Origin of the sequence: Streptomyces sp. NPDC003023 (assembly GCF_042888225.1) — a bacterium.
Lineage (GTDB): Bacteria > Actinomycetota > Actinomycetes > Streptomycetales > Streptomycetaceae > Streptomyces.
The window spans coordinates 1,148,171-1,170,604 of the sequence record NZ_JBIAPL010000001.1 but is presented as its reverse complement, the minus strand read 5'-3'; the positions used below and the strand labels follow the sequence as shown (position 1 = coordinate 1,170,604).

The following is a 22,434-nucleotide window of genomic DNA, read 5'->3' as shown; positions in this document are numbered from 1 at the left end:
TCGGGTCGTGCACGTCAGCGAAGAGCGCGCCGCCGCACGACGAACAGGGTCCCGGCTCCGAGCGCGACGAGCCCGGCGGCGCCGGCCCCTATGGCGGCGGTGGTGGCGGATCCACCCGTCTGTGCGAGCTCGGGCGGGTTGGAGGGCTGCGGGGCGCCGGGGGTGTCGCCGGTGGCCGGGGTCGGCGCGGCGGACGGAGTGGCAGTCGGCGGGGAACTCGTGACGGGCGTGGGCACGGCGGCCGGTGTCGCCTTCGGCGGCGAACTCGTGACAGGTGTCGGCACAGCGGCCGGTGTCGCCTTCGGCGGAACGCTCGTCACAGGTGTCGGTGCGACCGAGGGAGTGGCGCTCGGTGCGGTCGCCGCCCAGGCAGGCACGGCGATGGCGGCCAGTGCGGCGGTGGCGGCCGCGGTGACGGCTGCGCGCTTCAGGTTGTGCACGGTGGTTCTCCCAACTCGGGCTGGGGCACGGGATCATGCCCCTTCCCCCTGCACGACGTGCGAGTGGGCAGGGGGTTGCCGCCCTTCGCGGAAAACTTTCGGAGGGGCTCCGGGACCTACGCGCCGGCCGGAGAGCGTGGTTCCCGCCTCATCGCCCACAGCACCGGCCCCTCCCCCGGCAGCCGCAACTCCTCGCGCACGGTGAAGCCGAAGTGTTCGTAGAAGGGGAGGTTGGCCGACTTGGAGGACTCCAGACAGACGGGCATGCCCGCAGCGTCGGCCCTGGCCAGGCCCGAGCGCAGGAGGGCGGCGCCCTGTCCCTGTCCCTGGGCGGCCGGGTCGGCACCGATCACCGCCAGGTACCAGTGCGGTTCCCGAAGTGTGTGCTCGGCAGCCGCCTGGACGGCGTCCCTGAACAGCGGTGCCCGGTCGCCGAGGATGCTCTGGAGTTCCTGGACGGTCTCCGCGTCGGGTACGGCCTTCTCCTGTGCTTCCGGTGCCACCCAGAAGGCGGCCGCCGCCCCGGTGTGTTCGCACACGCCGTTGTGGACGTACTGGCGGGAGAAGATCGTGGAGAAGTAGCGGCCCAGCGATGCCTCCCGCGAGGCCGCGTCGGGGAAGAACCAGCGCATCATCGGGTCGTCGTCGAAGGCGCGGGCAAGGGTGCGGCTGATCCGTGGGGCATCCTCGATCGCCGCCGTCTGCGGCGTGTTCGTCATCGGCATACGGGTCATTCTGCCCTTGATGATCTTGGCCGACGGGGTGGGGTCCCGATCCGAAGATCGGGCCCTGTCCGCGGGCAGCGGCCGCCGGTACGCGCCGCTGCTCGCGGGCAGGGGCGCGTACGGCCGGGTCGACCGGGTCGACCGGGCCGACGGCTTCGAGCGGCGGACGCTCGGATGCGACCCGACGCAGGTCGGACAGATCCGCGGCGGCGCACATCGGGCCGTCTCGCCTACCCGACTCGCTTCCACTCCGCGCACCGGTTGGTCTGGAAGTACTCCCCCTTGTTGAGCGTCACCCGTCCCGGCCCCTTGAGGTTGTTGTTCGCGATGATCGCCTCGAACTCGCCGCTGGCGTTCCGCAGTCGGGCCCAGTAACAGCCGAACGAGCTGTCGACCCCCGCTGTCCTGTACGTGCCCGCCTTGATGTCCGTGCCGACCAGGTACTCGCCGTCACCGGCGAACGATGTCGCCGGCCCCGGCGCCGTGGTCTTCTTCGGCGGCGCGGGCGTGGCGGTGACCGTCCTCGTGACAGTGGGGGCGGGCTCCGCCTGCACGGTCCTGGTGACTGTCGGCCCGGGCTTCGGCACGGCGGCAGCGGCGTCCGTGCCGGCCTCCGCCTCGCCGCTGCCGCCGATCCCGATACCCACCACCAGCGCCGCGAGCGCGGCACCGCCATGCGTGAGCCAGCCCTTGCGACGCGACGGCTTCCTCTGCAGATGGGCCGGAGGCTGCGGTGGCGGCCCGTACGGCCAAGGGGAGCCGCCTGACTGCTGGGGGTACTGGGGAGCGCTCATCGCCTTCTCCTGTCGTTCGCCGGAAACCGGACCCGCCCCGTTGGCGGCGCCTCCGCATGCCTGTGCCCGACCGGCCACGCACGGGGCCGCCCCGACAGCAACACTGCAAGCATCCAAAGCAAATCAGGTCCACGAAAGCACTGTCAATCCACTCATCCGATTTGGCCCCTGCCGTAGGATGCATGCGTTCGCCTCACCGACCACCCGACGGGGACCTCATGCCACAGCCATCCGCCCAGGTGACCGCCGCTGAGATCTCCCGCATCGCCGGGGTCACGCGGGCCACCGTCAGCAACTGGCGCCGCAGGCACGAGGACTTCCCGGCCCCCTCCGGCGGCACGGAGTCGAGCCCGCTGTACGACCTCGAGGCCGTGCGGGCATGGCTCGAGGCCCGGGGCCAGACGTCCGCCGCGACGCCGTCGGAGGAACTGCGCACCCGCCTGCGCCTCCACCCCGCCGGCAGCGGCGTGGCCGCCCGTCTCCTCCCGTTCGTCCTGGCCGCGGCCCGCCCCGCGAAGAAGAGAGGGGTCGCGCCGCGCGATCTGCCCGACGCCGAACTGGTCGCCCACGCCGACACCGCGACGCGGCAACTCGCCGACGCGGTCCCAGGAGCCGAGAGCATCACCTTCAGCACCGGCGACGCGGGTGCGCTACGCGCCCTACTGCGATGCATCGACGAGGACGGCGGTCTCGCGGCCCTCGACGTCCTGGCCGAGCGTGAGCTCGAGGACAGCGCGTCGAGCGGTACGTACCTCACACCCGAGCCGCTCGCCGACCTGATGGCCCAACTGCTTCCCGACTCCCCCGGACTCTCCGGTGTCCTGGACCCCGCCTGCGGCAGCGGCACGCTCCTGGCAGCCGCCGCACGCCACGGCGCCACCGCCCTGTACGGCCAGGACTCGGTCCCGGTCCAGGCCCAACGTGCCGCTGTACGGCTCAAGCTGGACAGAGCCGACCACACGGATGTGACCGTGTGCATCGGTGACAGCCTCCGCGCGGACGCGTTCACGGACCTCACCGCCGAAGCCGTCATCTGCAACCCGCCGTACGGTGACCGCGACTGGGGCCATGAGGAACTCGCCTACGACCCGCGCTGGGCGTACGGCCTGCCCGCCAGGGCGGAGTCCGAACTGGCCTGGGTGCAGCATGCCTTGGCGCACCTCGCTCCCGGCGGTTACGCCGTCCTGCTCCTGCCGCCCGCCACGGCGGCCCGGCCGTCCGGTCGCCGGGTCCGCGGCGCACTGATCCGCGGCGGAGCCGTACGAGCCGTCGCAGCACTGCCCGCGGGAGCGGCGGCCCCGCTCCACATCGGCCTGCACATCTGGGTGCTCCAGCGTCCGGAACCGGGCACGGCCGAGCGCTCGTCCGTCCTCTTCATCGACACGGGTGCCACCCGGGACGACGCCTCACCGGGCACGGCACCGCCACGGCGCAAACGGGAGGCGCTCGACTGGGACCAGGTCTCCGAGAAGGTGCTGCGCCACTGGAACGCATTCAGAACCGCACCTGATGCGTTCACCGACGAGCCCGGTGTTGCGCGCGCCGTGCCGGTCGTCGAGCTTCTCGACGAGCTCTTGGACCTCACACCGTCACGCCATGTGCGGGCCACCAGCACCGACATCGACCCTGAAGAGGTGGCGAGGCGCGCCGAGGACCATCTGCTGCACCTGGCGCGGCAGACGGTGGCTCTCGCCGGAGCCGCCGAGCAGGGGCCCTGGCACCCGGCTGCAGAAGGCAGGAAGGAGTGGCGTACAGCCGCGGTCTCCGACCTCACACGCGGTGGAGCCCTGGAGGTTCTGCGAACAGGCCCTCCGGGCAAGGGCGGTCCCGGTTCGGGCACCGGGCACAAGGCGGACGCCGACCGGCCCGTCCTGACAGGCAAGGACATCGCCGACGGCACGCGGGCCTCCGTGGACCTCGGTCAGCAGCAGACGGAGGGCGCGCCCGTTGTGCAGTCCGGCGACGTACTCATCCGCATCGTCCGGGGCGGCTCCGGCCCCATGACCCGCGTTGCCGACGACGATGACGACGGGGCCGTGCTCGGCCACCTCGTCGCCGCGCTGCGGCCCGATCCCGACCGCCTCGACCCGTGGTTCCTCGCAGGCTTCCTCGACGCAGGCGACAACCTGGCGGGCGCGTCGACCGGCAGCACCACTGTCCAGGTCCAGCCGGGCCGACTGCGCATCCCGCTGCTGCCGCTCGAGGAACAACGCCGCTACGGCGAGGCTTTCCGCCGAGTCCATGAGCTGCGACGCGCGGCAGACAGGGCCGCCGACCTCGCCCGCCGGTCGGCGGACATTCTCACGGACGGACTGACGGCGGGGGCGCTCGAGCCGCCGGCGGACCGGATGCGGTAGTCGACTGCGTCGCCCCAGAGGCGCGGCTGCGAGAGCTGGGCCGGGGCGTTCCGACGCCCACTGCAACCGATGGGTGCCCGGTGCCCTTCGCAGCACACCGACGACGGCCCCGCCCTCAATGAGGGACACTCCGGCCGAGGCTGCGTGCGTCCGAAGCAAACACGGCAAAGCCCCTGGTCCGTCACGGTCGTTCCTCTACCGTGGCGCGCATGACGACAAAGCCTCTCCCCCACCTCACTCCGACGGGCACCTGCTGGTGCGGTTGTGCCACGAAGGTCGGTGCCGGGTCGTTCTTCGCCCCCGGTCACGACAAGGTGGCAGAGGCGGCCCTGCTCGCTGCCGAATACGGATCATCCGTGGCTCAGTTGCTGCACGGTCACGGCTACGGCCCCGGGCACTCGGTGAGCGCGCGTGCCGTGTCGGAGGGCGTGTGGCGGAAGTGCCCGTCTTGCAGCTACGTCGGCGCCCCGGCGAGCATCACCAACCACACCAAGAAGGCACACACCGCCATCCCCGCCGCAGACCAGGCCCGAGGAGCGTCCAGGATGACCGACAGCACAATCAGCCAGCGCGCGGACCTCGAAAAGGCGGTGCGCACCTACGGCGGCTGCTGGGACACCGAACGAGGCCTGCGCACACTGCGCGACGCGGGGCACGAGCCGCAGGCGAAGCACACTCGCCAGATCCTCCGCGACCTGGCGAGCGAGGGTCTGCTGGTGAAGGTGGAGGACTGGCCCGTCCGCTACCAGACCGAGCGTCCCGAGGAAACCCCGTAACAGCAGACGGAGGCCGAGCGGACGTTGGCCATCTGCGCGTGCCGCACGGTTGTCGGCCGTTCGGCGCGGCCGGTCTCGGCGGCCCGCAGGGCGGCCACGGTGGCAAGTGTGCTCATGCGGCGCCCTGCCCTGCCTGGTCGCACCATGTTCCGGAACAGCGGTGAGGTCTGTCACGCGACGTGACCCGCCGGTGACGGATGGCCTGGACGACCGGCCGTTCGCGCTGGTGCCTCCAGTCGTCGCACCGGGAACCTGAACCGTCGAACGTGAGTCGGGCTTGCAGCCGGCAACGCCGGTTGTCAGTAGTCGAGGTTCGGGTACCAGTCGTCGCGACCCTGCGGAGTCAGGTCGAGGAGGTGCCAGACGGGGGCCAGGAGGTCGATGCCGCGCTCGTCGATGTCGTCGGTCATGCGCGGGTGGGTGGAGTAGAAGTGGCGGACCGTGCCGTCGCCGTCGCGCGTGAAGACGGAGATCGTGGAATCCTGTTCGCCGTCCTTGTCCTCGCTGCCCAGGTCGTACTTGAACGTACTGTCGCCGCAGCTCAGGAGCCGTAGCCGGTGCCATCCGCGGTTGCGGGCGTGCTGCCGGAGGGCGGGCACGTCGGCGGCCGCCGCGATGACGAAGTCGGCGTTCCGGGCGATGTGATGGGCGATGCCGTTGAAGCCGTCGATCCAGAGGGTGCACATGGGGCAGGGATCGGTCTGCAGCTTGCCGTACATGAAGTGGTAGACGATCAGCGGGCGGTCCGTGGCTGTGAGCAACTCGCTCAAAGTGACCTCGCGGACCGGTGTGTCGCCGGCGTCGAGGTCGGCAGGGCCCTCGATGAAGACGTAGTCGTCGACGGGTGGTCCCTGCGGGAGCGCCCGTCGCTGGGCCGCGACCTTCTCGCGGTGGTGCATGAGATCGAGCTCGGCCAGGCGCAGCTCCTCGCGGGCGTCGAGGTAGTCCGCCGGTTCGTCGGCCAGTCTGGTGTGCCGCAACATCGCGTCCTCCTGGGGTGGCCATCCCCCCGTCCCCGGTCCGGATCACGAGCTCTCAGTTCCCGCGTTCCCGAACTGGTTCTTTGAGTCTACGGCCGCTCCGTGGTCGGCCGACAGGTGAGCTGGGGTCCGGCTCGGCGCTGATTCACGAGTGGCCCGAGAGGGTCTACCCGGCCCTGGTGATCACCGACACCCAGTCCGTCCGCGTGGCGGCCTGGCCCTTCGTCCTGGGTCCGGCCGTCCTGCGAGGGTCGCTCCGTCGCGGGCGGTGGTACGTACGCCTCCGCCCGCGAGGGAGCCATTCCGCCGGAGCAGGCCCGCTTCCCCGGGGGCCCGGCCGGCAGGAGCCGGCAGTGTTGGGTACCCGTCAGCAGACCCAGAGACCGTCGGCCTTGTCGTTGTTGGTGTTGCCGACGTAAGAGCTCCACGACGGAGCGGTGGACGTCCAGAGCCGGGACCAGGAGCTGCCCGTCCAGTTGTAGACGTGGGTCTGGGTGCCACTGGTCTGGTTGTTGTGCCAGGACGACGTCTTGTCGTTGAAGCTCCAGTTGGCAAGGTTCACGAAGGCACAGTCCGACCAGGTCAGCCGGCGGCCGTCGAAGTCGCGGTGCTCGTAGAGGCAGGTCCAGGCGTAGCTGCAGTTCGGTGAGCCGAGGGCCCCGATGGGCTCGTCCACAGCGCGGGCCTTCTTCTCACCCGGCAGAGGCCACGTCATGACCGCGTTGCCGTCGCGCCAGGACACCTGGTTGACGCCGATCTGCTTGCCGCCCGGAGTGGCGGCCATCTGCTCGTCGATCTGCTTCTGCAGATCGGCGACCTCGCTCTTGCTGAGGCCCGCCCGCTCGGCCTGGGCCGCGATGGTGGAGTCGATCGCGGTTGCCGCAGAAGTGGGGCCGGCCAGACCGAGGACGCCCAGGACGCCCACGGAGAGCGCGGCCGCGAGCTTCGTTCTGATACGCACAGGAATCATGCCCTTCAGGTCGCGGTGCGTTGTTTGTTCGTGTGCAATCAACGCTAGAGGTTCGTTCTCCGCGGCCCCAGAGCCTTTCCGGTCGTAGGCCCTCTTGCGCCGCTGCCGCGCGCGCCATCAAAGCCATCGGGCCAGCACAACGCCCCACCGCCGGGCGCACATCGCGCAGTGCCGGGAGTGGAGGTACACACTCCAGGGCGGCAACCGGCCAAAGTGGTGAACACCATGAATATCGGCTTATGCCGCCAGCATAAAGGCCACAAAATCGGACGCTCTGCCACCGCTTCGCGGGGACAGCGGGCGCTGTGGTCAACGCACTTCTTCTGGCACCGAGGGGCAGCCGGCACGACGCACGCCCCGGACCCACAGCACGCGGATGGCCGGCACTCTCTCTCGACCCGTACCCTCACGCATGTGACCAGTGACGAAGACCTGACCCAACTGGAGTGGTGGGCCAACCCATCGACCTGCCTGGCCCGGGTCCCGGTCGTACTCGAAACCGCCCACGACGGCACCTGGGTCGCGTACCCCTCACCCGGGCTCGACGTGGAGACGCAGGACAGCCTCCTCCAGTTCCTCATCGACATGGGCCCGGACTTCAGCCTTCGGTTCAGGGACGGCTCGGTCATTCCTGTCGTCGTGTACTACGCCGGCCACACCAACCGCCTGCGCGTGCATGGCACTTCGTGAATCCGGTCGGACGACACTGTGCCGTGCGCCGACGAGATCGGTGAGGAGCGGCCTCCCCAAGGCGGCTTCAGGAAGCAGTGCGGCTTTTGAACCGCACCGTGTTCGGACCGGCAGGCACGCTCCGTACAATCCCTGGGTGATCACCCCGTTTTTCCGCACATCCCGGCGCAGACTTGTCGCCCTGGCCATCCTGGCCGCCGTCGTCGCCTTCGGGTGGTACGCCGCCCAGCCTGTCCATCCGGCATGCACGGTCTACTCAGGGGCCTACGTACCCGTCAACGCTTCGGCGGCGGAAGCGGACGCCGCAGCCCGACAGGCATACGAGAAGGCCCTGACCGACGGGACGTGCGGACCATGACGCACCCGGCTCCGAGACTGGATCGGTTGACCTGAGTCCGTGGGCCCGATGCGCTGCAAATACTCAAACAATCGATAAGGCAACCGCATTGGCCTCGCCCAGGCCCCCGAGGAACGGCGTTCCGGCCCATCAGGGCACCCTCTTCCCAGGGGATCGCGATTCGCATGATCTTCTAGCCTGGGCGAGGCTACGGAGCAGGGGAATCAGCGATGAGCATGCACTTCGAAACGGGTGACGCATCTCGCCACCGCCACACCCCCTGAAGCGAGAATTTTGGAATTCCTTGGAGAGTCTTGGAATTCAATGGCCGACCGGGTAGGCTGCCGTCCATGACCCCATCGCTCGAGGAACTGGAGGAGCGACTTTCGCAGTTGCGCGCCCGGCTGCGCGAGGCCCGACGCTCCCGTGACAGCGCCGCTGCGTCCCGAGTCCGCAGCGAGCTGCGCGAGGCGGAAGCCGCATGGGAGGCCGCGCTGGACGCCGAGGAATCAGCCGACGGGCCGTCTGCGGGAGCGCCCGGCACATCGGCACCTCTCGCACCGACCGCACCAGACACGGCTCCGCCACCGACCGCACAGCAGCGGGAGAAACGTTCCACGCAGGGCGCCGTTCCCGTCCGCGAGCAGGTCCACCAGTCGCTCACACTGCTCGGAGCACCTGCCTCACCAAAGCTCATCTCCTCCGTGTACGAGGCGTTCTTCACCGAACCGCTCGTCGCCACCAAGCTCGCGTCACTCCGCCGCGACGAGGAACGGTCCTTCGGCGCGCAGGGCTACTCCCGCCCGTACTACATCTGCGCGGCTCTCACCCACGACCGGCTCACGCCCGCACGGGGTCTGCTCGCCGTCTCCGTCTGGCCGTTGGAGCGACGCATCGTCGCGCCGCTGAGCCTGCGTGCCGACTTCCTCACTCATGCCGTCGGTACGGCCGAGCAGATCCAGCGCCTGTCCGACGCGGGACATCCTCCGTCGGATGCCGCCTGGCAGCTGCTGCGCCGCTTCGCACTCAACATCCCCGGGGCGTACGACAGCGACAACGTCGATCCCACCCGGGTGATCTCCGCCGCACACACGGAGGCCGTGGTCCACGTGGAGTCCGACAGCGCCCAGCGCCGGTCGGCGGCAGACCGCGCTCGCAGCCAACTCAGTGATGTGCAGCAGCTGTTCGGTGCTCCGTCGATGCACAACGCGCTGCGCGGCGCGGGTGGCGCACATTCCTGACACCACACCCCTCAACGGCCTCTGAACCGACGTGTCTCCGCATTCGCCTGCACTGTCTCGAAGAAGAGAAGATGCCCCCGCCTCCTCAGCCCCCTCAGCCTCCGCGGCCCCCGCTCGGGCCTTCTGAGAACCGGCTGGCCGCACTGCGCGGCCCGCGCAGCCCGCAGCCGTACACGGCGCGGAAGATAACCGCGCTCACCGCGAACCCGGCCTGTGCCCGCCGCGCCGTACTGGACGCCGCCGGCGTGGACAAGGCCGTCCTCGCCCAACGCATGGGCTATGAGCCACGATTCGGCCGGTCGCCGTTCGCGATCAGCCGCGAGCTGGCCTTCGAGGCCCTGGTGAAGTGGGGCGGATACGCCGAGCTCATCCGTCTGCTGCGCGAGCAGCTCGACGTCCCCGTCGCGGAAGCCGCCGTAGCCGACCTCACCGACGTCGGGGGCGACACATCGTTGCTCCGCCGGGCCAAGGAGACCCGCCGCCTCCTGCGGAACCTCGTCTCCGGCAGCGACCAGCGTCTGATCCTCGACAGCCCCGTTCTCACTCTCGAAGTGGCCGGACAGACGGCCTATCTGGAGCCGCATGCCCTGACGCACCGCATCGGCGGGCACTTCTACGTCGCCGAGATCCGCTCCTTCGCAGCGATCGACGGGCAGGCGAACCCGTCCGCGGTCGCCCAGACGACCAAGCAGGCGGCCGTGTACGTCCTCGCCCTGCGCCGTACCTTCGAGGCCGTCGGCCTGGACCCGGAGCAGATAGCCCATCAGTTCCTGCTCGTCTGCCCCAAGGACTTCTCCAACCGGCCCTACGGCCGCCTGGTCGACCTCCGCCAGGAACTCGACGCGCTGGAGTTCCAGTTGACCCGGCTGCGCCGCGCCGATGACCTGGCGCTGCGGCTCCCCGAGTCCGCCACCCTGGACCTCGACCGGCACGAGAGCGAACTCGACTCCTCGGTCGGCGCCCTCGACGCCTCCTACACGCCGGACTGCCTCTCGTTCTGCGAGATGGCCCGCTACTGCCGCGACGAGGCGACCGCCTGCGCCGCGCCCGCCCGGCTCGGCGGCGCCGTACGCAACGGTCTCCCGGGCGTCGACTCCACCCGTACCGCCCTGTCGCTCATCGACGGCACTCTCGCCGCGGGACCGGCCGAGGCACAGGCCGTCGACCAGCTGCGCGCCGCCGACCGGCTGCGCCGACTGCGCCAGGGGGGCGCCGCATGAGCACACTCGCCACCGTGGCCGCCCTGCGGGCGGCGGAGACCGGCCGGGCCGAACGGCTGACGACCGTGCGGCACACGCACCTGGACGACCGGCCGTTCGTGCTGGTGCCGTTGACGCTCGCCGGGGAGGCCTGCGCGCCGCTGGCCGCCCTGGCGGGAACCGACCCCGAGCAGCCGGTACTGCTGACGGTCCGACAGCCCCGCGACCGCGCCGAACGGTTCCGTTTCGTCGAGCGTCTCGCCGCACTGCTGCTGCCGTACATCGAGGAGTGCCGCATCGGGGAGACGCAGACGTACACCGTCGGCCGCGGCCAGGACAAGGAGGAACGGCAGCGCTTCGGCCGAGCACCACAGCTCATCCTGCCCTGCGGTGAAGGCCTGGGGTACGTTCGACTGCTCGGCCGTCTGACCAGGCTGCGCGCCGTCGAGGGACCGTACGCCGTCGACCCGTCCGTACCGGCCCTCGGCAAGTGGCTGACCTGGTTCGCCGAGCGGGCGGAGTACCCGGGCTGCGGTGTGCTGCAGGCCATGACCCGGCTGCTGGCCGCACATTGGGTCACCGGACAGAGCCCCTCCGAGGACTCTCACCTCGCCTCCCTCCTGGCCTGGATCGACCCGCCCGACGGCCGAAGCGGCGCCGAGGCGGCACGGGACGCGGAGGATCCGCTGCGGTGGCCGCCGGCCGGCCCGGCGACGGACCCGGTCTTCGACCGCACCCTGGACGAACTGATGACCCGCTACGGCCAGGCCGACTCGGACCGCGACCGGGAGGCGGCCGGCCGTCAGATCGACCGTGAGCTGCGTGACCAGATGCTCCCGACGTGGCAATTGGTGTGGCGCGGCGTGGATCTGCTGCGTGAACTGCCGGAGGGCGGGCACGTCGCCGAGCGGTGGGGCTACGACCGACGGCTGTTCTCCGAGTACGTCACCTACCTCGAGGACGACGGCCGCCCGCAGGCCCGCCGGGACCACGCGGTCGGGGCCGCCCGCCGGCTCGCCCGCATGGAGGAGGCGGCCGCACGATACGACGCGGAGCGGGCGTACGACGACCCGCTGGTCATGGCGGAGTACGAGCTGACCGGCGAGGCCTTCACCGGTCGGGTGACGGCCCGTGACGAGGACCGTTTCGTCGACGGCACCCGGCCCGGCTCCACGGTGTGGCGCCCGACGATCACCGTGCGCAGCGAGACGCCCGTGCGTCTGGCCGTGGGCGCGCAGATCAAGTGCCCCGCCCGCGCCGGGCAGAAGGCCGAGATCGTGGACGTGGTTCCGGACGGTGACACCCATGCCGTGGTCGTCCAGCTCAACGGCGGCTTCGACCGGAAGCGCAAGCCCCCGGCGCCGCCCGGCACGCTCGCCGAGGTGGGCGACACGATCACGTACACGTCCGTCGACCCGAAGAGCATGCCGTCCGTGCTGCCCGCCGAGGAGGACACGCCGTGGACGCACGGCGGTCCGCCGCAGCCGTACGAACCGACCGACGAGGACGCAGAGGAGACCTGGGAGTGACCGCCACCGCCGAGAACGCGACGTCCGACGCCTCCCCCGGGGCGCTGGCCGACCGGGCGGTCGCGGGCATCCTGTCCGGTCTGGACACCGCGACCGGCCGGGGCGTGGTCGTCGACTCGCCGCCCGGCGCCGGGAAGTCCACGCTCGTCAAGCGCGCCACCGGGCACCTCACGGCGGCCGGCCACCAGCTCATGGTCGTGGCGCAGACCAACGAGCAGGTCGACGACCTCGTCGACAACATCGCCCGCGAGTACCCGGACCTCGCGCTCGGCCGCCTGCACGCGAGCACCTTCACACTCCCCGAGCGCGTCCTGCGGCACGCCAACGTGACCGGCAGCAAAGACGTGACCGCGCTGCGGGACCTGCCGGTCGTGGTGTCGACGGCGAAGAAGTGGTCGTACGTCAGTGCCGACAAGTGCGCGCCGTGGCAGTGGGCGATCGTCGACGAGGCGTACCAGATGCGCTCCGACGCGCTCCTCGCCACCGCGCCCCTGTTCAGCGAGGACGACTCGCGGGTCCTGTTCGTCGGCGACCCGGGGCAGCTCGACCCGTTCGCGACCGTGGAGACCGACCGCTGGCAGGGCCTGACCTGGGATCCGCTGCGCAACGCCGTCGATGTCACCCTCGCCCACAACGAGGACTTGGACCGCCACCAACTGCCGGTGTCCTGGCGGCTTCCCGAGAGCGCCGCACCGCTGGTCGAGCGGGCGTTCTACCCCTTCTACCGCTTCACCTCGGGCACGAAGAGCGCCGACCGGGTGCTCGGCTACGGCAGCGCGCCGCACCGTGCGACGCCCGCGGACAGCGTCCTGGCGCGGGCCGCGGAGACGGGCTGGGGTCTGCTGGAGCTTCCGGCGCGCCAGACCCTCGAGGAGGACCCGGAGGTCGCCGAGGCCCTCGCGGCGACAGCGGCCCGGCTGCTGGAGCGCGGCGCGCTCGTCAACGGGGAGCTGCTCACCGAGCCCCGTATCGCCATCGGCACGGCGCGCACGGTCCAGGCGGACGCGGTCAGGGCCCGGCTCGCGGCGCGCGGCCTGACGGGCATCACGGTGGACACCGCCAACCGCCTCCAGGGCCGCGAGTTCGACGTCACCCTGGTCTGGCACCCGCTCTCCGGCCGCCAGGACGCGTCCGCGTTCCACCTGGAGACGGGCCGCCTGTGCGTGCTGCTCTCCCGGCACCGCTTCGCGTGCATCGTGGTCGCCCGCGCCGGCATCCGCGACCTCCTGGACCGCCACCCGCGCAGCAGCCCGGTCTACTTGGACGTCCCGCCGAAGTTCCCGGACGGCTGGCGGGCGCACCAGGTGGTGATGGGGCACCTGGAGCGGGCGGAGCACCGGGCCTCCGGCTGAGGTGTTGAATGACCCAGCGGGTTGTCGGAGCAGGCTTCGGAATCCACACGCCCGCTCCGTTCCTCAGCCACGCATGAGGTCCCGGTTGACGCGGTCGACGAGTGCGTAGAGCGGACCATCGGCGACGACACGCTCGCCCCTGCCTCGCCGCCAAGGATCCACCTCGATGAGACGTCGAAGACCTCGCCCGCCGCATCGCCGAAGCCGTCGGCGTCCGCCGTATCGGCCACCCCTTCGACATCCAGGAATCCGCCTCCGGCGTCAAGACCCACGCCGAAGGGCCCGTCATGATCTGGTACCAGGAGGACTGCCGCGACGACGTCGTGCTGATCCTCCGCGTACAGCACTACCTGGCCTCCGATGCCGACCCGGACGGCGAAGACTAACGAGCTCGCCACGCAGCAGCGCCCACGGGTTCGTCGGTCGCTCTTCACCGGCACAGACAGCGAGGCCGGCGGATGCCCCGGTCAGCCACCGGTTCGGGCCGGCGGGTCCGTCACGGAGCGACCGCACGTACAAGGAGCGTCCCGATGTGCCCGGGCCGAGGCGCGTCGAGCACCCACGCGTCGGCCGTGGCGAACCCGGCTCGGGTGAGCAGGCGCTCCCAGACGGCCGGCCGGTAGCAGTAGCGGTAGGTGAACATCGCCTTCCCGGCGAAGCCTCCCTTGTACATGCCCTGCGGCCCGTACGCGCCGGGGATGGCCGGCGGCTGCGAAAACACGAAGACACCGCCGGGCCTGAGCCTCCCGCGGACCAGAGGGAAGAGACGGCTCGGGTCGGTGAACCAGGCGGCTCCGAAAATCGAGTAGACCGCGTCGTACACCTCCTCGTGCCCGCGCAGGTACTCCAGTACCTCGGAGCGCACGAACTCCGCGCCAGTGCCGTGCCATGTGGCAGTGGCCTTCTCGACCATGACGGGAGACAAATCGACGCCCCGGGCGACGACGCCGCGCTCGGCGAGGTGAGCGAGGGCGCGACCTGTGCCGCAGCCGATCTCCAGCACGCGGCGCGGGTCGCCCAGCAGCTCCGGGCCGGGTCCGTGACCGGCGTACTGGGTCCAGCCGAAGCTCGGCTCCGCGCCTTCCCTGAATGCGGAGGCGGCGAACGTGTCCCACAGCTCCGTCTCGGCTGCGATGTCGTGTTGTACGGGCAAGGCGATTCCTCTTCGCAGGGGTCGGCCCCTGTCCTCCCGGGGAGCTGACGACTGGGGCCAGGGTAGGGCCGGTCAGTGGCTGTCGGGGACCTTGTGTTGTCACACGGTGAGCAGTCCGTGCCGTCGATCGCCCACAACTCCTCGCCGATGTCGAACCGATCGACTTCAGGAAGTCCGCCGAGCGCAGGCACAGGCCGTCACGACGCCGCTCGACGAACGGGACGTGGTGCTTGTAGCGGCCCTCGTCGTACGCGTCGCAGAGGGCCCACCACACGGGCGGATCGCGGATGAGCTGGTGCACGCCGATGTCGACGAGCTCGCCGACCCCGAGGTGGACCCCCGGGTGCTCCATGCAGTTGATGGCGTACATGACGGCGTTGCCGAGGCTAGGTTCGGCTATGTCGCGGACCATCGAGTGGTCGCGCAGCAGCAGTGCCACCTCGCGGTCCCAGAGGGAACGCGAACCGTGCAAGAAGAATCCTGAGTGTGCACGCGGGCTGGACTATTACTTCAAGCAAGACGTGAAGGTCACTCAAGTCGCCGACTACTATATACCTGACGGAAAGACAACAAACACGGAAACACACCAAGTACGTCACCTATGTGAGACAGCTTCACGGCAGGTAGCGGCACGGTAAGACAGGATGTTGAACGTGAACTTCTCTGTAACCCCAGCCCAGTTGATGCGGGCCTACGGCCTGGACAACGTCGTGTACTTCCCGCAGGACGAAACTGTCGAGTTCGAAGCGCGTTCGGCGAACTTCTTGAGCTCTGTAGGGATTCCCCATTCCGATGTTTTCACTTCACGGGAAGACGTTGAGGACCCCTACCCTGCCGATCTGGACGCGATTGGCCTCGGAAGCCGTTTCGATCACTACGGTATGCCCTGCCCGGCGGAGAGTCGGTCCTGGTGGATGCTCGGCTACCTGTTCACCTCCCTCGTGGCCATCGACCCCAAGTCCGGAAAGTTGTACGCCTTCCCGGAAGGATCTGCCGACTACACCGAGCTCCACCGAGATGTCGAATCCCTTGTATACGCGCTCATCGATTTCCGTAAACTCGAGGTCGATCACGACAACGACGTTGACCCCGAGGAGCAGTCAGCGCGTTTCAAGCGAGTGGTCGGCGCCTTCGACCCTACTCCCTTCGCCGATGAGGACTCACAGTGGAATCTGTCACTGGAGGAACTGGAACACGGAATGTGGTGAGACGAAATCCCCGCAGCTGTGTGGGTTCGGCCGCCGCCCAGGGTTTGATCAAGTTCCGTGACAGTCAGGGTTGTTGGTCATGCACAGGAATATTGCACCCGGCCGACCGGAAGGACGGACAACTCGGCGAAGGAGCGCCGCTCATGACGTCGCTCACCGGTTTCTCCCCCAGGGTGACTCATCACGCCGGAGCGGCGGCACCAACGCCGCCCTCGTCCGTAGCGCCGGAGGAACCTGGCCCGCACATCCATCGCAGACAGAAGGCCACTCTCCTGGACGGCCTGGAGAGCACTCACGGCGTCAGGGCTTGGGTTCCTCCGGCTTGGCGGCAGTGGTGTCCGCGCCGAGCTGTTCAGCGTGTGCCGGGGCGACGGTCTCGTGCTCGTCCACGACTTCACCGTCCACGACGTTGCCCTCCGCCCCTCGGTGCGACGGGTCCGCCAGGGGCAGGCCGGCGAGGTGCTTCTTGAGCCTCTTGGCCATGGGAAGGTAGGTCGCCAAGGTGAGCCCGCCGGACACCACGGCTCCGACGATCGGGATGGCCTTGGAGACGCCCTTCGCGAAGGACTGCTTGGTCATCTGAACGCCGAGGTAAGCCGCGGACTTCTTCACGAGCGGATAGATGACGCCCTTGGTGAGCGCCTTCTGGGGCAGCTTCTTCGCGACCTGCTCCGCCATCATCCCGGCGACCTTCCCGACGGCGACGTTCGCCGACTGGGTGCCGAACATCACGCCGAAGAACAGCGTGAGCACCCCCACGGTCGCGTCATCTACGTCATCGCCGTCGTCGGAGAACAGATCGGGCCAGCTGTAGAGGTAGGCGAGTTTCTGCGAGATACGAAGCATGTGGCCGACGTACTGGGCCAGATCGGCGGGCACCGTGGCCGGGAGGGCGAGGATGCCGGGTATCCCGGCGGCGGCCGAGAGGGCGCTGACTTTGGCGGTTTCGTAGCGGATGGAGTCGTTGGCGACCTTGTCGAGGAGCTCGACGGTGATGCCCGCCGCAGCGGGAGTCTCTTCTATCGCTCGTCGGATCTCGTCCTCGGAGCAGTGCCGAGCCAGCGCACTTCGGAGGTACGCCTCCCTCTGGATGCGCACACCCGGTAGCTTCGCCGCCGCCAACAGCACCGTGAAGAAACGCGACTCGGGGTTCTCGACCTCTTTACCCTGCTTCATGGCAGGAACTTACAGCACCTCCGAGCCGCAACAGCCTTGATGTGGAGGCTTCGTTGAGATCTCGTAATGAGGGTGGCCACGGCGTGATGGCCAACTCCAGCACCATGCCGACGGCCACCCGATGAGGCGACCGCTGTCGCGAGACGGGCGCCTTTGGGCGGACAGGGAACGGGACACCCCCGAACGCGCGATCAACACGGTCGAGAGAGAGCGACCAGAGAGGGATCAGGTTTTCGGAAGTGGTACGTGGATGCGGCCAAGGTCAGCCGGGAGCAGGCTGCGCGTTGGCTGCCGCCAGCACCTTAGGGAGCGGTGACTGGAGTCAAAGCACCTCACGGGCGGACGAAGGCCGGGGCGTCCGACTCCTACCACAGGAGCAGCGCAACGATGTCGCCGGCCGCGTTTTCCCGGGCGTGGCGCAACCGCCGGTAGAGGGAGCACCGCCGGCCGTGCGCGTGGCGCCCCCACCTTCCCAGGTGCCTTGATCACAGATCCGTGGAAGCTCCGTACCCTGGGACCTGCCCGCCACATGACACTCGGCCGCGCACGGAGGCACCCCCGTTGACAACGGATCTCAGCTCCACAACCGGCGTCCGTCAGGCATTGGCGGTCGTCGTGCCGGTGCGGCTGACCGCTCCACCGACCTGGCCGACCGGGCCCATACCGTTCGATCTCGGCAGCCGCCGCACAGACGCGGAGACCCGGCAGACGTACTTCACCCCGGCAGCGGCCCGCGCCTTGTACGGCACACCGGAACGGCCCTGTCGCTGGCACCGGTTCGCGGATGTGCGGCACGAGTCGCTGCATCTTCGAGGGATCGAGTTACTGCGGACCGCCACCGGACGCCATCCGGAGCATGCCCTCGCCGTACTGCACTTCGACGTCGTGGGGCCTGCCCTCCTCGAGACGCTGCGCGCCATCGGTCACCGCAGCCCCGCCGCGCCCGACCCGCTCGACGGACCGCTCTCTCCCGCCGTACTGCTCGACGGCGTCGCCGAACCGCGCGGGGCCACGGCTCCGTTCGCCATCGCCCACCCCTACACCGTCGCTTTCCTGACCCCCGACGCCCACCACACTCCTGCCCTGCGGCAGGACGGCCGGCTATCGGACTCCGCCGACCGCTGGCTCTGGTACCTCGCCTCCCGGTCCACGGACAACGACTTCCCCACACCCGTCGAGCAGTGGCCCGACCGGACCAGTCACGCCCTGCGGATATCCGCCGACTGGAGCGCCCTGGTACTGCGCCACGGGGCCGCCTTCCTCGGACATCGGGCGGACCCGGGCGACGGCGACTTCTACGGCTTCGCACAGCTGCACTGCCGCACCGTGTATCTGGACGCCCTCCTCCTCGGGACCGTCCAGCGCGACCACATCGACGAACTCACCGATGGGCTCTCCGGCATCTTCGACGGCCCGGGGCTCGCGCGCCGGGTGGCAGCCCTCGAGCGGCACATCGCGGCCTTCCGCAGCACCTACTGGCGCCAGCACCTCACCGCTCACGGCCCCGCCAACGAACTGCTGCTGAGCTTCCAGGCCCAGTACCGCCTGCCGGAGCGCTTCAGCGAGATCCTCGCCGAAGCCGCCGACTACGCCCGCCTCGTCCAGACCCAGGAGAGCCAGCAGATCGCGGGCGCCCTGGGCGTCCTGACCATCCTGGGTCTCCCGGTGGGCACGGCCCTGAGCGTCCTTCAAGTACTCGGCGCGAAGGGTGCCGCCGCCGTCGTCACCGCCCTCGTCGCCGCTCTGGCAGCCACAGCACTGGTCCTCACCACCCGTTACGGACGTCTCGTCCTGTCCTCACTGCGCGGCCGGGACCCCGGTGACTCCCGCGGTGCACCCGCGCCACGGAGAAGCAGACGACTACGCCGATGACCGAAATGCTGCTGTGACCGACCTTCAACGGACTGTTAGGTTCATGTCCGCGGACCTGGGAGACGAGGATGCGGGACACGGGGTGACGGGAAACGAGGGGGAGCCGCTCCGGCTGTACAGAAAGGCTCTGAGGTACGCGGAATCGGACCCCGAGGTCTTCCTCGGCACAGCGAGGAGAGCAGCGGAGTCGATCCTGTTGGACATCGCCATGCGTGAGGCCGTCGGCTCGAAGCCGACGCTCGAGTCGCTGCTGACCGTGCTCTCCGGAAAGGGCCTGGTGCCTCCCAAGGTGGTGCTGGCCGTGCGCACCATCCAGAACTACGGCAACTACGGCAGCCACGCGCAGGATTCCGCCTCCGAGGAGATATCGGCGGAAGACGTCAGGCCGTGCCTCAACGCCTTGACCCAACTGGCAGTCTGGTACGGGCAGACGAGCACGTCGCTCGCGGAGGAGGCCGCACGGCACCGCCTCTCCGACCACCGGCGCGGCACGGGCACGACGCGCCTCGCGGACTCGACCCTCATCGTCATCAAAGCCGTCCTGCTGGGCTGCGGCCTGGAGAGGACGCTGGCGCGGCGCAACCACCGCGTCGTGCCGGTGCAGCTCCCCTGGTCCGACAACCTCGTACGCGACGTGTCGACCCGGCTCCTCGACGCGGCCGTGTACAACGAACGGCGGGTGCTCCGCCTGCTCGAGGCCGAGCCTTCGATCCGTGACCAGGTGGTGTCGGTGGGGCGGGTCGGCCACTCGATGGGCGGCCGCAACTTCTATCTGCTGGCCACCCGTGCCGGCCGGTGGGGCGGCGTGACGCCCGAGGAGTTCCTGGCGGATCCGGCCGGTGCACAGATCGCGGTCCCCAAGCAGAGCGACATGTTCGACAATCTGCTCTCTGCCCTGTCGACCGACGAGGCGGGCTTGGCGGAGAGGGGAGTGAGCGTCCTCGACGTGCCGCACCATCTCGGCCTGGAGCTGTTCCATCTGAACCGGGACGTGCTCGCGGTCGGCGGCCAGAACCTGCGTATGCACGCGCAGGAGGACGACGCGTACTTCGAGCTCCTCAACTCCGACGTGCTGCCTGACCGGACCCGGGCTCGGCTGCGGTCCGCCGCAGCGAACGTGTTCATCGCGAACCGGGCCTGGCTGGAGGAACTGGATCTGACCCCGGGCGAGCTGCACCGTGAGCTGATGCGGTCGTTCCACGACTGTGGTTCCGACGACGAGACCTATGAAAGTCTGGTCCGCGACCTCGTGACCCATGCCTCGTTCCCGCCCGGGACTCCCCCCGAGAGCCGTGAGCGACTGGTGCGTCATGTGCTGTTCGAGAGTTACCGCTGGGGTCGGCCGTGACCGGGCAGAAGCGTGTTCTGGTGGTGGGCGGGACGAACTTCGACGTCATCGCACGGGCTGATCGGCTGCCCACGGAGCACGAGAAGCTGCGCGGCAGCGAATGCCGCGTGCTGCCGGGAGGCGCGGCGTCGAACACGGCTGTGGGGCTCGTGCGGCAGGGCTGCTCGGTCCGGCTGGTGTCCGCGGTCGGCGACGACACGGCGGGCTCGATGTGCCTGGAGGTGTTGCGGGCGTGCGGCGTCGACACCTCGCTGGTGCAGGTGCAGGCAGGGGCCCGGACGAGCACGGCCGTCGTCCTGTCGTCGGCGGGCGGCAAGCGGATGCTGACCTTCGCGGGCGCTGACCGCGGGCTCGCGTTCGACGCCGTCACCGAGGACGACGTACGGGGAGCCGATCACGTCCACGTCGTGGGCGAGCCGACGACTGCCCTCGCACGAGTCGTGGAACTCGCCCACCGGGTGGGGCGCAGCGTATCCGTCGAGTGGAACGGCAGGGACATGAGCACGCTCGCGCGTCGGGCTTCGCTCAACTTCATGAACGCCGACGAGGCGGCTCGCCTGCCGTATGCCGAGGGCACGTCCGATCCCGCCGCGACTGCGCGGCGAACCGCCGCGGCGGTCGAGGGTGATGTGATAGTGACCATGGGCGCCGGGGGCGCCGTGTGGGCCGCCTCCGACGGGGAACTGTTCCACGAGCCCACCGTGCCGGTGGTGCCGGTGGACAGGACCGGTGGCGGGGACGCGTTCGACGCGGGCGTCGTCGCGGGGTGGCTGCACGGTGAGCAGCCGGCGGCCTGTATGCGGCGGGGACTCGACGCGGCACTGCATGTGATCAAGAAAGTGGGGGCTCACCCGTGACGAGATGGCTCGGAGTCGCACTGCTGCCGCGGGCGGATCATCTGCGCGCCGCCGTACAGCTGCAGCGGGACATAGGCGGCGACATCGCCCTGCAGCCTCCACTGGACCCGCACGGCAACCTGCCTCATGTCACGGTCTTCCAGGGCCCGTTCGCCGAGTCCCTCGATCCGGCGTGCGCGCTGGAGATCATCGGCACGTCGGCCGACGAGGGCGGCCCGAAGGGCGAAGTGTCCTTGTCCAGCACCGGCGTGGTCTACCAGCCCACCGGCTGGCTGTTCCTCTCCCTGGAACGCCCGCCTCTGCTCGAAGCCCTGCAGGAGGCCTCGCTGGCCGCGCTGGATCCCCACCTGGACCGTGCTGCCTTCGACAGCGACAAGGACGTCTCCCGCTTCACCGAGAGCGAGCGGGCAAGCTTCCGCCGCTACGGCTACCGCTACACCGGGGACGCGTACGCCCCGCACATCACCGTGGGCCGGGCCGAGGAGGAGACCGCCCTGGAGTTGGTACGGCGAGTGCCGGAACGGGTCAGCGTGCCCAAGGAGTGGGTGTTCGACCGGCTCAGTTTCTACGTCATGGGACAGCACGGCGCCCACGCACAGACACTGCTGGAACGCCCACTGGCGCGCACGTGAAGGGCGCGGGACAGCTGTCGGCGGTCGCCGAAGCGGCTGTGGACGAGGCGGTCTCCTGGTTGTCGACGGCCGGCGGGGAATGGTCGGCCATGCGGTTCAAGGACTCGGGTGAGGAAGTCACAGCGGCCGATGTCGAGGTCGAGGCCCGGGTGACGCGGTTGCTGGCGGCGCGGACACCGGAGATCCCGGTCATCGGTGAGGAGTCGTCGACGGGGCATCGGCCGCTGCCGGCGCGGTGCTGGCTGCTGGATCCGATCGACGGAACGATGAACTTCACGCGGGGCGCGCCGCTGTACGCCGTGTCCCTCGCCTACGTGCAGGACGGCGAACCGGAGGTGGGTGTGGTCCACGCGCCGGCCCTCAGCCTCAGGTGGACGACGTCGGAAAGACGCCCAGAGACGGTTCGTCCGGTGGCCGAGGACCTGCGTCGCGCGGTCGTGGGCGTCTCCGGCACCGGCTCGAGCAGCAGCGGCACGCACCGTTTTCTGGACCGCGTCCACGACGAGGCCTACCGGGTTCGGATGCAGGGCTCCATGGCCCTCGATCTGGTCGGCGTGGCCGAGGGCTGGCTGGACGCCTGCGTGTGCATCGCGCCCAAGCCGTGGGACGTCGCGGCCGGGGTCGCGCTGTGCCGCGTGCGCGGCCGCGAGGTGCTCGGCGCGGACGGCCGCGCGTTCTCCTTCGACTCGCCGGTGCTGATCGCGAGTGGGAGCAGGGTGGCACGTGTGCTGGCAGGTCTGTGGAGCACCACGGCACTGGCAGGCCCATAGCTCGATAGCGCCGGCACTACCCACAAGC

Annotated in this window: 21 protein-coding genes and 1 pseudogene; 14 read left to right on the top strand and 8 right to left on the bottom strand. The window is 69.8% G+C overall.

Annotated elements, in window-relative coordinates; genetic code table 11:
• Nucleotides 1-14 precede the first annotated feature (14 nt).
• The 3 genes from ACFYV1_RS04865 to ACFYV1_RS04855 all read right to left on the bottom strand — a co-directional run bounded on the left by ACFYV1_RS04865 (nucleotide 15) and on the right by ACFYV1_RS04855 (nucleotide 1,959).
• Complete coding sequence (locus ACFYV1_RS04865) at nucleotides 15-440, bottom strand: LAETG motif-containing sortase-dependent surface protein (RefSeq protein ID WP_389393915.1); 426 nt, start codon at nucleotides 438-440, stop codon at nucleotides 15-17.
• 116 nt (nucleotides 441-556) lie between these two features.
• Complete coding sequence (locus ACFYV1_RS04860) at nucleotides 557-1,165, bottom strand: GNAT family N-acetyltransferase (RefSeq protein ID WP_389393914.1); 609 nt, start codon at nucleotides 1,163-1,165, stop codon at nucleotides 557-559.
• A gap of 230 nt (nucleotides 1,166-1,395) precedes the next feature.
• Entirely contained in the window at nucleotides 1,396-1,959 is a 564-nt protein-coding gene (locus tag ACFYV1_RS04855; RefSeq protein WP_389393913.1) for a hypothetical protein, read from the bottom strand.
• Nucleotides 1,960-2,177: 218 nt separating this feature from the next.
• On the opposite strand from ACFYV1_RS04855, the gene ACFYV1_RS04850 reads away from it, so the two are divergent.
• Both ACFYV1_RS04850 and ACFYV1_RS04845 read left to right on the top strand, forming a co-directional pair.
• Nucleotides 2,178-4,316: an N-6 DNA methylase gene (locus ACFYV1_RS04850; RefSeq protein ID WP_389393912.1), complete on the top strand. Its 2,139-nt coding sequence runs from the start codon at nucleotides 2,178-2,180 to the stop codon at nucleotides 4,314-4,316.
• A gap of 209 nt (nucleotides 4,317-4,525) precedes the next feature.
• Nucleotides 4,526-5,092 carry a hypothetical protein gene (locus tag ACFYV1_RS04845; RefSeq protein ID WP_389393911.1) on the top strand — a complete coding sequence of 189 codons (567 nt, stop codon included), beginning with the start codon at nucleotides 4,526-4,528 and terminating at the stop codon, nucleotides 5,090-5,092.
• 299 nt (nucleotides 5,093-5,391) lie between these two features.
• Here the strand turns inward: ACFYV1_RS04845 and ACFYV1_RS04840 are convergent, their stop codons facing one another.
• Both ACFYV1_RS04840 and ACFYV1_RS04835 read right to left on the bottom strand, forming a co-directional pair.
• Entirely contained in the window at nucleotides 5,392-6,075 is a 684-nt protein-coding gene (locus ACFYV1_RS04840; protein WP_389393910.1) for a DUF899 family protein, read from the bottom strand.
• A 364-nt stretch (nucleotides 6,076-6,439) separates the two neighbouring features.
• Nucleotides 6,440-7,042 (bottom strand): peptidase inhibitor family I36 protein, encoded by a 603-nt coding sequence (locus ACFYV1_RS04835; RefSeq protein ID WP_389393909.1) that lies wholly within the window; start codon nucleotides 7,040-7,042, stop codon nucleotides 6,440-6,442.
• A gap of 414 nt (nucleotides 7,043-7,456) precedes the next feature.
• Between ACFYV1_RS04835 and ACFYV1_RS04830 the strand changes: the two genes are divergently transcribed.
• The 6 genes from ACFYV1_RS04830 to ACFYV1_RS04805 all read left to right on the top strand — a co-directional run bounded on the left by ACFYV1_RS04830 (nucleotide 7,457) and on the right by ACFYV1_RS04805 (nucleotide 13,390).
• On the top strand, nucleotides 7,457-7,732 hold the full coding sequence (locus ACFYV1_RS04830; RefSeq protein WP_389393908.1) for a hypothetical protein: 276 nt from the start codon (nucleotides 7,457-7,459) through the stop codon (nucleotides 7,730-7,732).
• Between the two features lie 136 nt (nucleotides 7,733-7,868).
• The gene (locus ACFYV1_RS04825) at nucleotides 7,869-8,090 is read left to right on the top strand and encodes a hypothetical protein (protein WP_389393907.1); all 222 of its coding nucleotides are present in this window, start codon (nucleotides 7,869-7,871) and stop codon (nucleotides 8,088-8,090) included.
• A 329-nt stretch (nucleotides 8,091-8,419) separates the two neighbouring features.
• Entirely contained in the window at nucleotides 8,420-9,310 is an 891-nt protein-coding gene (locus tag ACFYV1_RS04820; RefSeq protein ID WP_389393906.1) for a hypothetical protein, read from the top strand.
• Between the two features lie 71 nt (nucleotides 9,311-9,381).
• Complete coding sequence (locus ACFYV1_RS04815; RefSeq protein WP_389393905.1) at nucleotides 9,382-10,530, top strand: hypothetical protein; 1,149 nt, start codon at nucleotides 9,382-9,384, stop codon at nucleotides 10,528-10,530.
• Nucleotides 10,527-12,038 carry a hypothetical protein gene (locus ACFYV1_RS04810; protein WP_389393904.1) on the top strand — a complete coding sequence of 504 codons (1,512 nt, stop codon included), beginning with the start codon at nucleotides 10,527-10,529 and terminating at the stop codon, nucleotides 12,036-12,038. The genes ACFYV1_RS04815 and ACFYV1_RS04810 overlap by 4 nt, the downstream gene beginning before the upstream one ends.
• Nucleotides 12,035-13,390, top strand: coding sequence for an AAA family ATPase (locus tag ACFYV1_RS04805; protein ID WP_389393903.1), 1,356 nt, complete (start codon nucleotides 12,035-12,037; stop codon nucleotides 13,388-13,390). Before ACFYV1_RS04810 ends, ACFYV1_RS04805 begins: the two co-directional genes overlap by 4 nt.
• A gap of 496 nt (nucleotides 13,391-13,886) precedes the next feature.
• On the opposite strand, the gene ACFYV1_RS04800 is transcribed toward ACFYV1_RS04805, so the two are convergent.
• Both ACFYV1_RS04800 and ACFYV1_RS04795 read right to left on the bottom strand, forming a co-directional pair.
• Nucleotides 13,887-14,543, bottom strand: a complete 657-nt coding sequence (locus tag ACFYV1_RS04800; RefSeq protein WP_389393902.1) for a class I SAM-dependent methyltransferase — start codon at nucleotides 14,541-14,543, stop codon at nucleotides 13,887-13,889.
• Nucleotides 14,544-14,615: 72 nt separating this feature from the next.
• Nucleotides 14,616-15,000: pseudogene (locus ACFYV1_RS04795) on the bottom strand (hypothetical protein); the annotation flags it as partial.
• A gap of 187 nt (nucleotides 15,001-15,187) precedes the next feature.
• Here ACFYV1_RS04795 and ACFYV1_RS04790 point away from each other — a divergent pair.
• On the top strand, nucleotides 15,188-15,751 hold the full coding sequence (locus ACFYV1_RS04790) for an SUKH-4 family immunity protein (protein ID WP_389393901.1): 564 nt from the start codon (nucleotides 15,188-15,190) through the stop codon (nucleotides 15,749-15,751).
• Nucleotides 15,752-16,051: 300 nt separating this feature from the next.
• Here ACFYV1_RS04790 and ACFYV1_RS04785 read toward each other — a convergent pair whose 3' ends face one another.
• Nucleotides 16,052-16,927, bottom strand: a complete 876-nt coding sequence (locus tag ACFYV1_RS04785) for a hypothetical protein (protein ID WP_389393900.1) — start codon at nucleotides 16,925-16,927, stop codon at nucleotides 16,052-16,054.
• Between the two features lie 561 nt (nucleotides 16,928-17,488).
• Between ACFYV1_RS04785 and ACFYV1_RS04780 the strand changes: the two genes are divergently transcribed.
• From ACFYV1_RS04780 to ACFYV1_RS04760, 5 genes are read left to right on the top strand one after another with little or no spacing between them, the layout of a single operon-like run.
• Nucleotides 17,489-18,799: a hypothetical protein gene (locus ACFYV1_RS04780; RefSeq protein WP_389393899.1), complete on the top strand. Its 1,311-nt coding sequence runs from the start codon at nucleotides 17,489-17,491 to the stop codon at nucleotides 18,797-18,799.
• Nucleotides 18,800-18,842: 43 nt separating this feature from the next.
• A complete protein-coding gene (locus ACFYV1_RS04775; RefSeq protein WP_389393898.1) occupies nucleotides 18,843-20,147 on the top strand; it encodes a DUF4145 domain-containing protein in 1,305 nt (434 codons plus the stop codon).
• Nucleotides 20,144-21,004 (top strand): carbohydrate kinase family protein, encoded by an 861-nt coding sequence (locus ACFYV1_RS04770; RefSeq protein WP_389393897.1) that lies wholly within the window; start codon nucleotides 20,144-20,146, stop codon nucleotides 21,002-21,004. The genes ACFYV1_RS04775 and ACFYV1_RS04770 overlap by 4 nt, the downstream gene beginning before the upstream one ends.
• The gene (locus tag ACFYV1_RS04765; protein ID WP_389393896.1) at nucleotides 21,001-21,636 is read left to right on the top strand and encodes a 2'-5' RNA ligase family protein; all 636 of its coding nucleotides are present in this window, start codon (nucleotides 21,001-21,003) and stop codon (nucleotides 21,634-21,636) included. The genes ACFYV1_RS04770 and ACFYV1_RS04765 overlap by 4 nt, the downstream gene beginning before the upstream one ends.
• Nucleotides 21,633-22,406, top strand: coding sequence for an inositol monophosphatase family protein (locus ACFYV1_RS04760; RefSeq protein WP_389393895.1), 774 nt, complete (start codon nucleotides 21,633-21,635; stop codon nucleotides 22,404-22,406). The genes ACFYV1_RS04765 and ACFYV1_RS04760 overlap by 4 nt, the downstream gene beginning before the upstream one ends.
• Nucleotides 22,407-22,434: the final 28 nt, after the last annotated feature.

What these genes read in the sequence shown, in the direction of transcription:
- ACFYV1_RS04860 (WP_389393914.1), bottom strand. Translation starts at nt 1,165, where the DNA reads ATGCCGATGACGAACACGCCGCAGACGGCGGCGATCGAGGATGCCCCA.
- ACFYV1_RS04790 (WP_389393901.1), top strand. Translation starts at nt 15,188, where the DNA reads ATGTTGAACGTGAACTTCTCTGTAACCCCAGCCCAGTTGATGCGGGCC.
- ACFYV1_RS04810 (WP_389393904.1), top strand. Translation starts at nt 10,527, where the DNA reads ATGAGCACACTCGCCACCGTGGCCGCCCTGCGGGCGGCGGAGACCGGC.
- ACFYV1_RS04785 (WP_389393900.1), bottom strand. Translation starts at nt 16,927, where the DNA reads ATGAAGCAGGGTAAAGAGGTCGAGAACCCCGAGTCGCGTTTCTTCACG.
- ACFYV1_RS04840 (WP_389393910.1), bottom strand. Translation starts at nt 6,075, where the DNA reads ATGTTGCGGCACACCAGACTGGCCGACGAACCGGCGGACTACCTCGAC.
- ACFYV1_RS04775 (WP_389393898.1), top strand. Translation starts at nt 18,843, where the DNA reads ATGTCCGCGGACCTGGGAGACGAGGATGCGGGACACGGGGTGACGGGA.
- ACFYV1_RS04820 (WP_389393906.1), top strand. Translation starts at nt 8,420, where the DNA reads ATGACCCCATCGCTCGAGGAACTGGAGGAGCGACTTTCGCAGTTGCGC.
- ACFYV1_RS04855 (WP_389393913.1), bottom strand. Translation starts at nt 1,959, where the DNA reads ATGAGCGCTCCCCAGTACCCCCAGCAGTCAGGCGGCTCCCCTTGGCCG.
- ACFYV1_RS04835 (WP_389393909.1), bottom strand. Translation starts at nt 7,042, where the DNA reads ATGATTCCTGTGCGTATCAGAACGAAGCTCGCGGCCGCGCTCTCCGTG.
- ACFYV1_RS04815 (WP_389393905.1), top strand. Translation starts at nt 9,382, where the DNA reads ATGCCCCCGCCTCCTCAGCCCCCTCAGCCTCCGCGGCCCCCGCTCGGG.
- ACFYV1_RS04845 (WP_389393911.1), top strand. Translation starts at nt 4,526, where the DNA reads ATGACGACAAAGCCTCTCCCCCACCTCACTCCGACGGGCACCTGCTGG.
- ACFYV1_RS04850 (WP_389393912.1), top strand. Translation starts at nt 2,178, where the DNA reads ATGCCACAGCCATCCGCCCAGGTGACCGCCGCTGAGATCTCCCGCATC.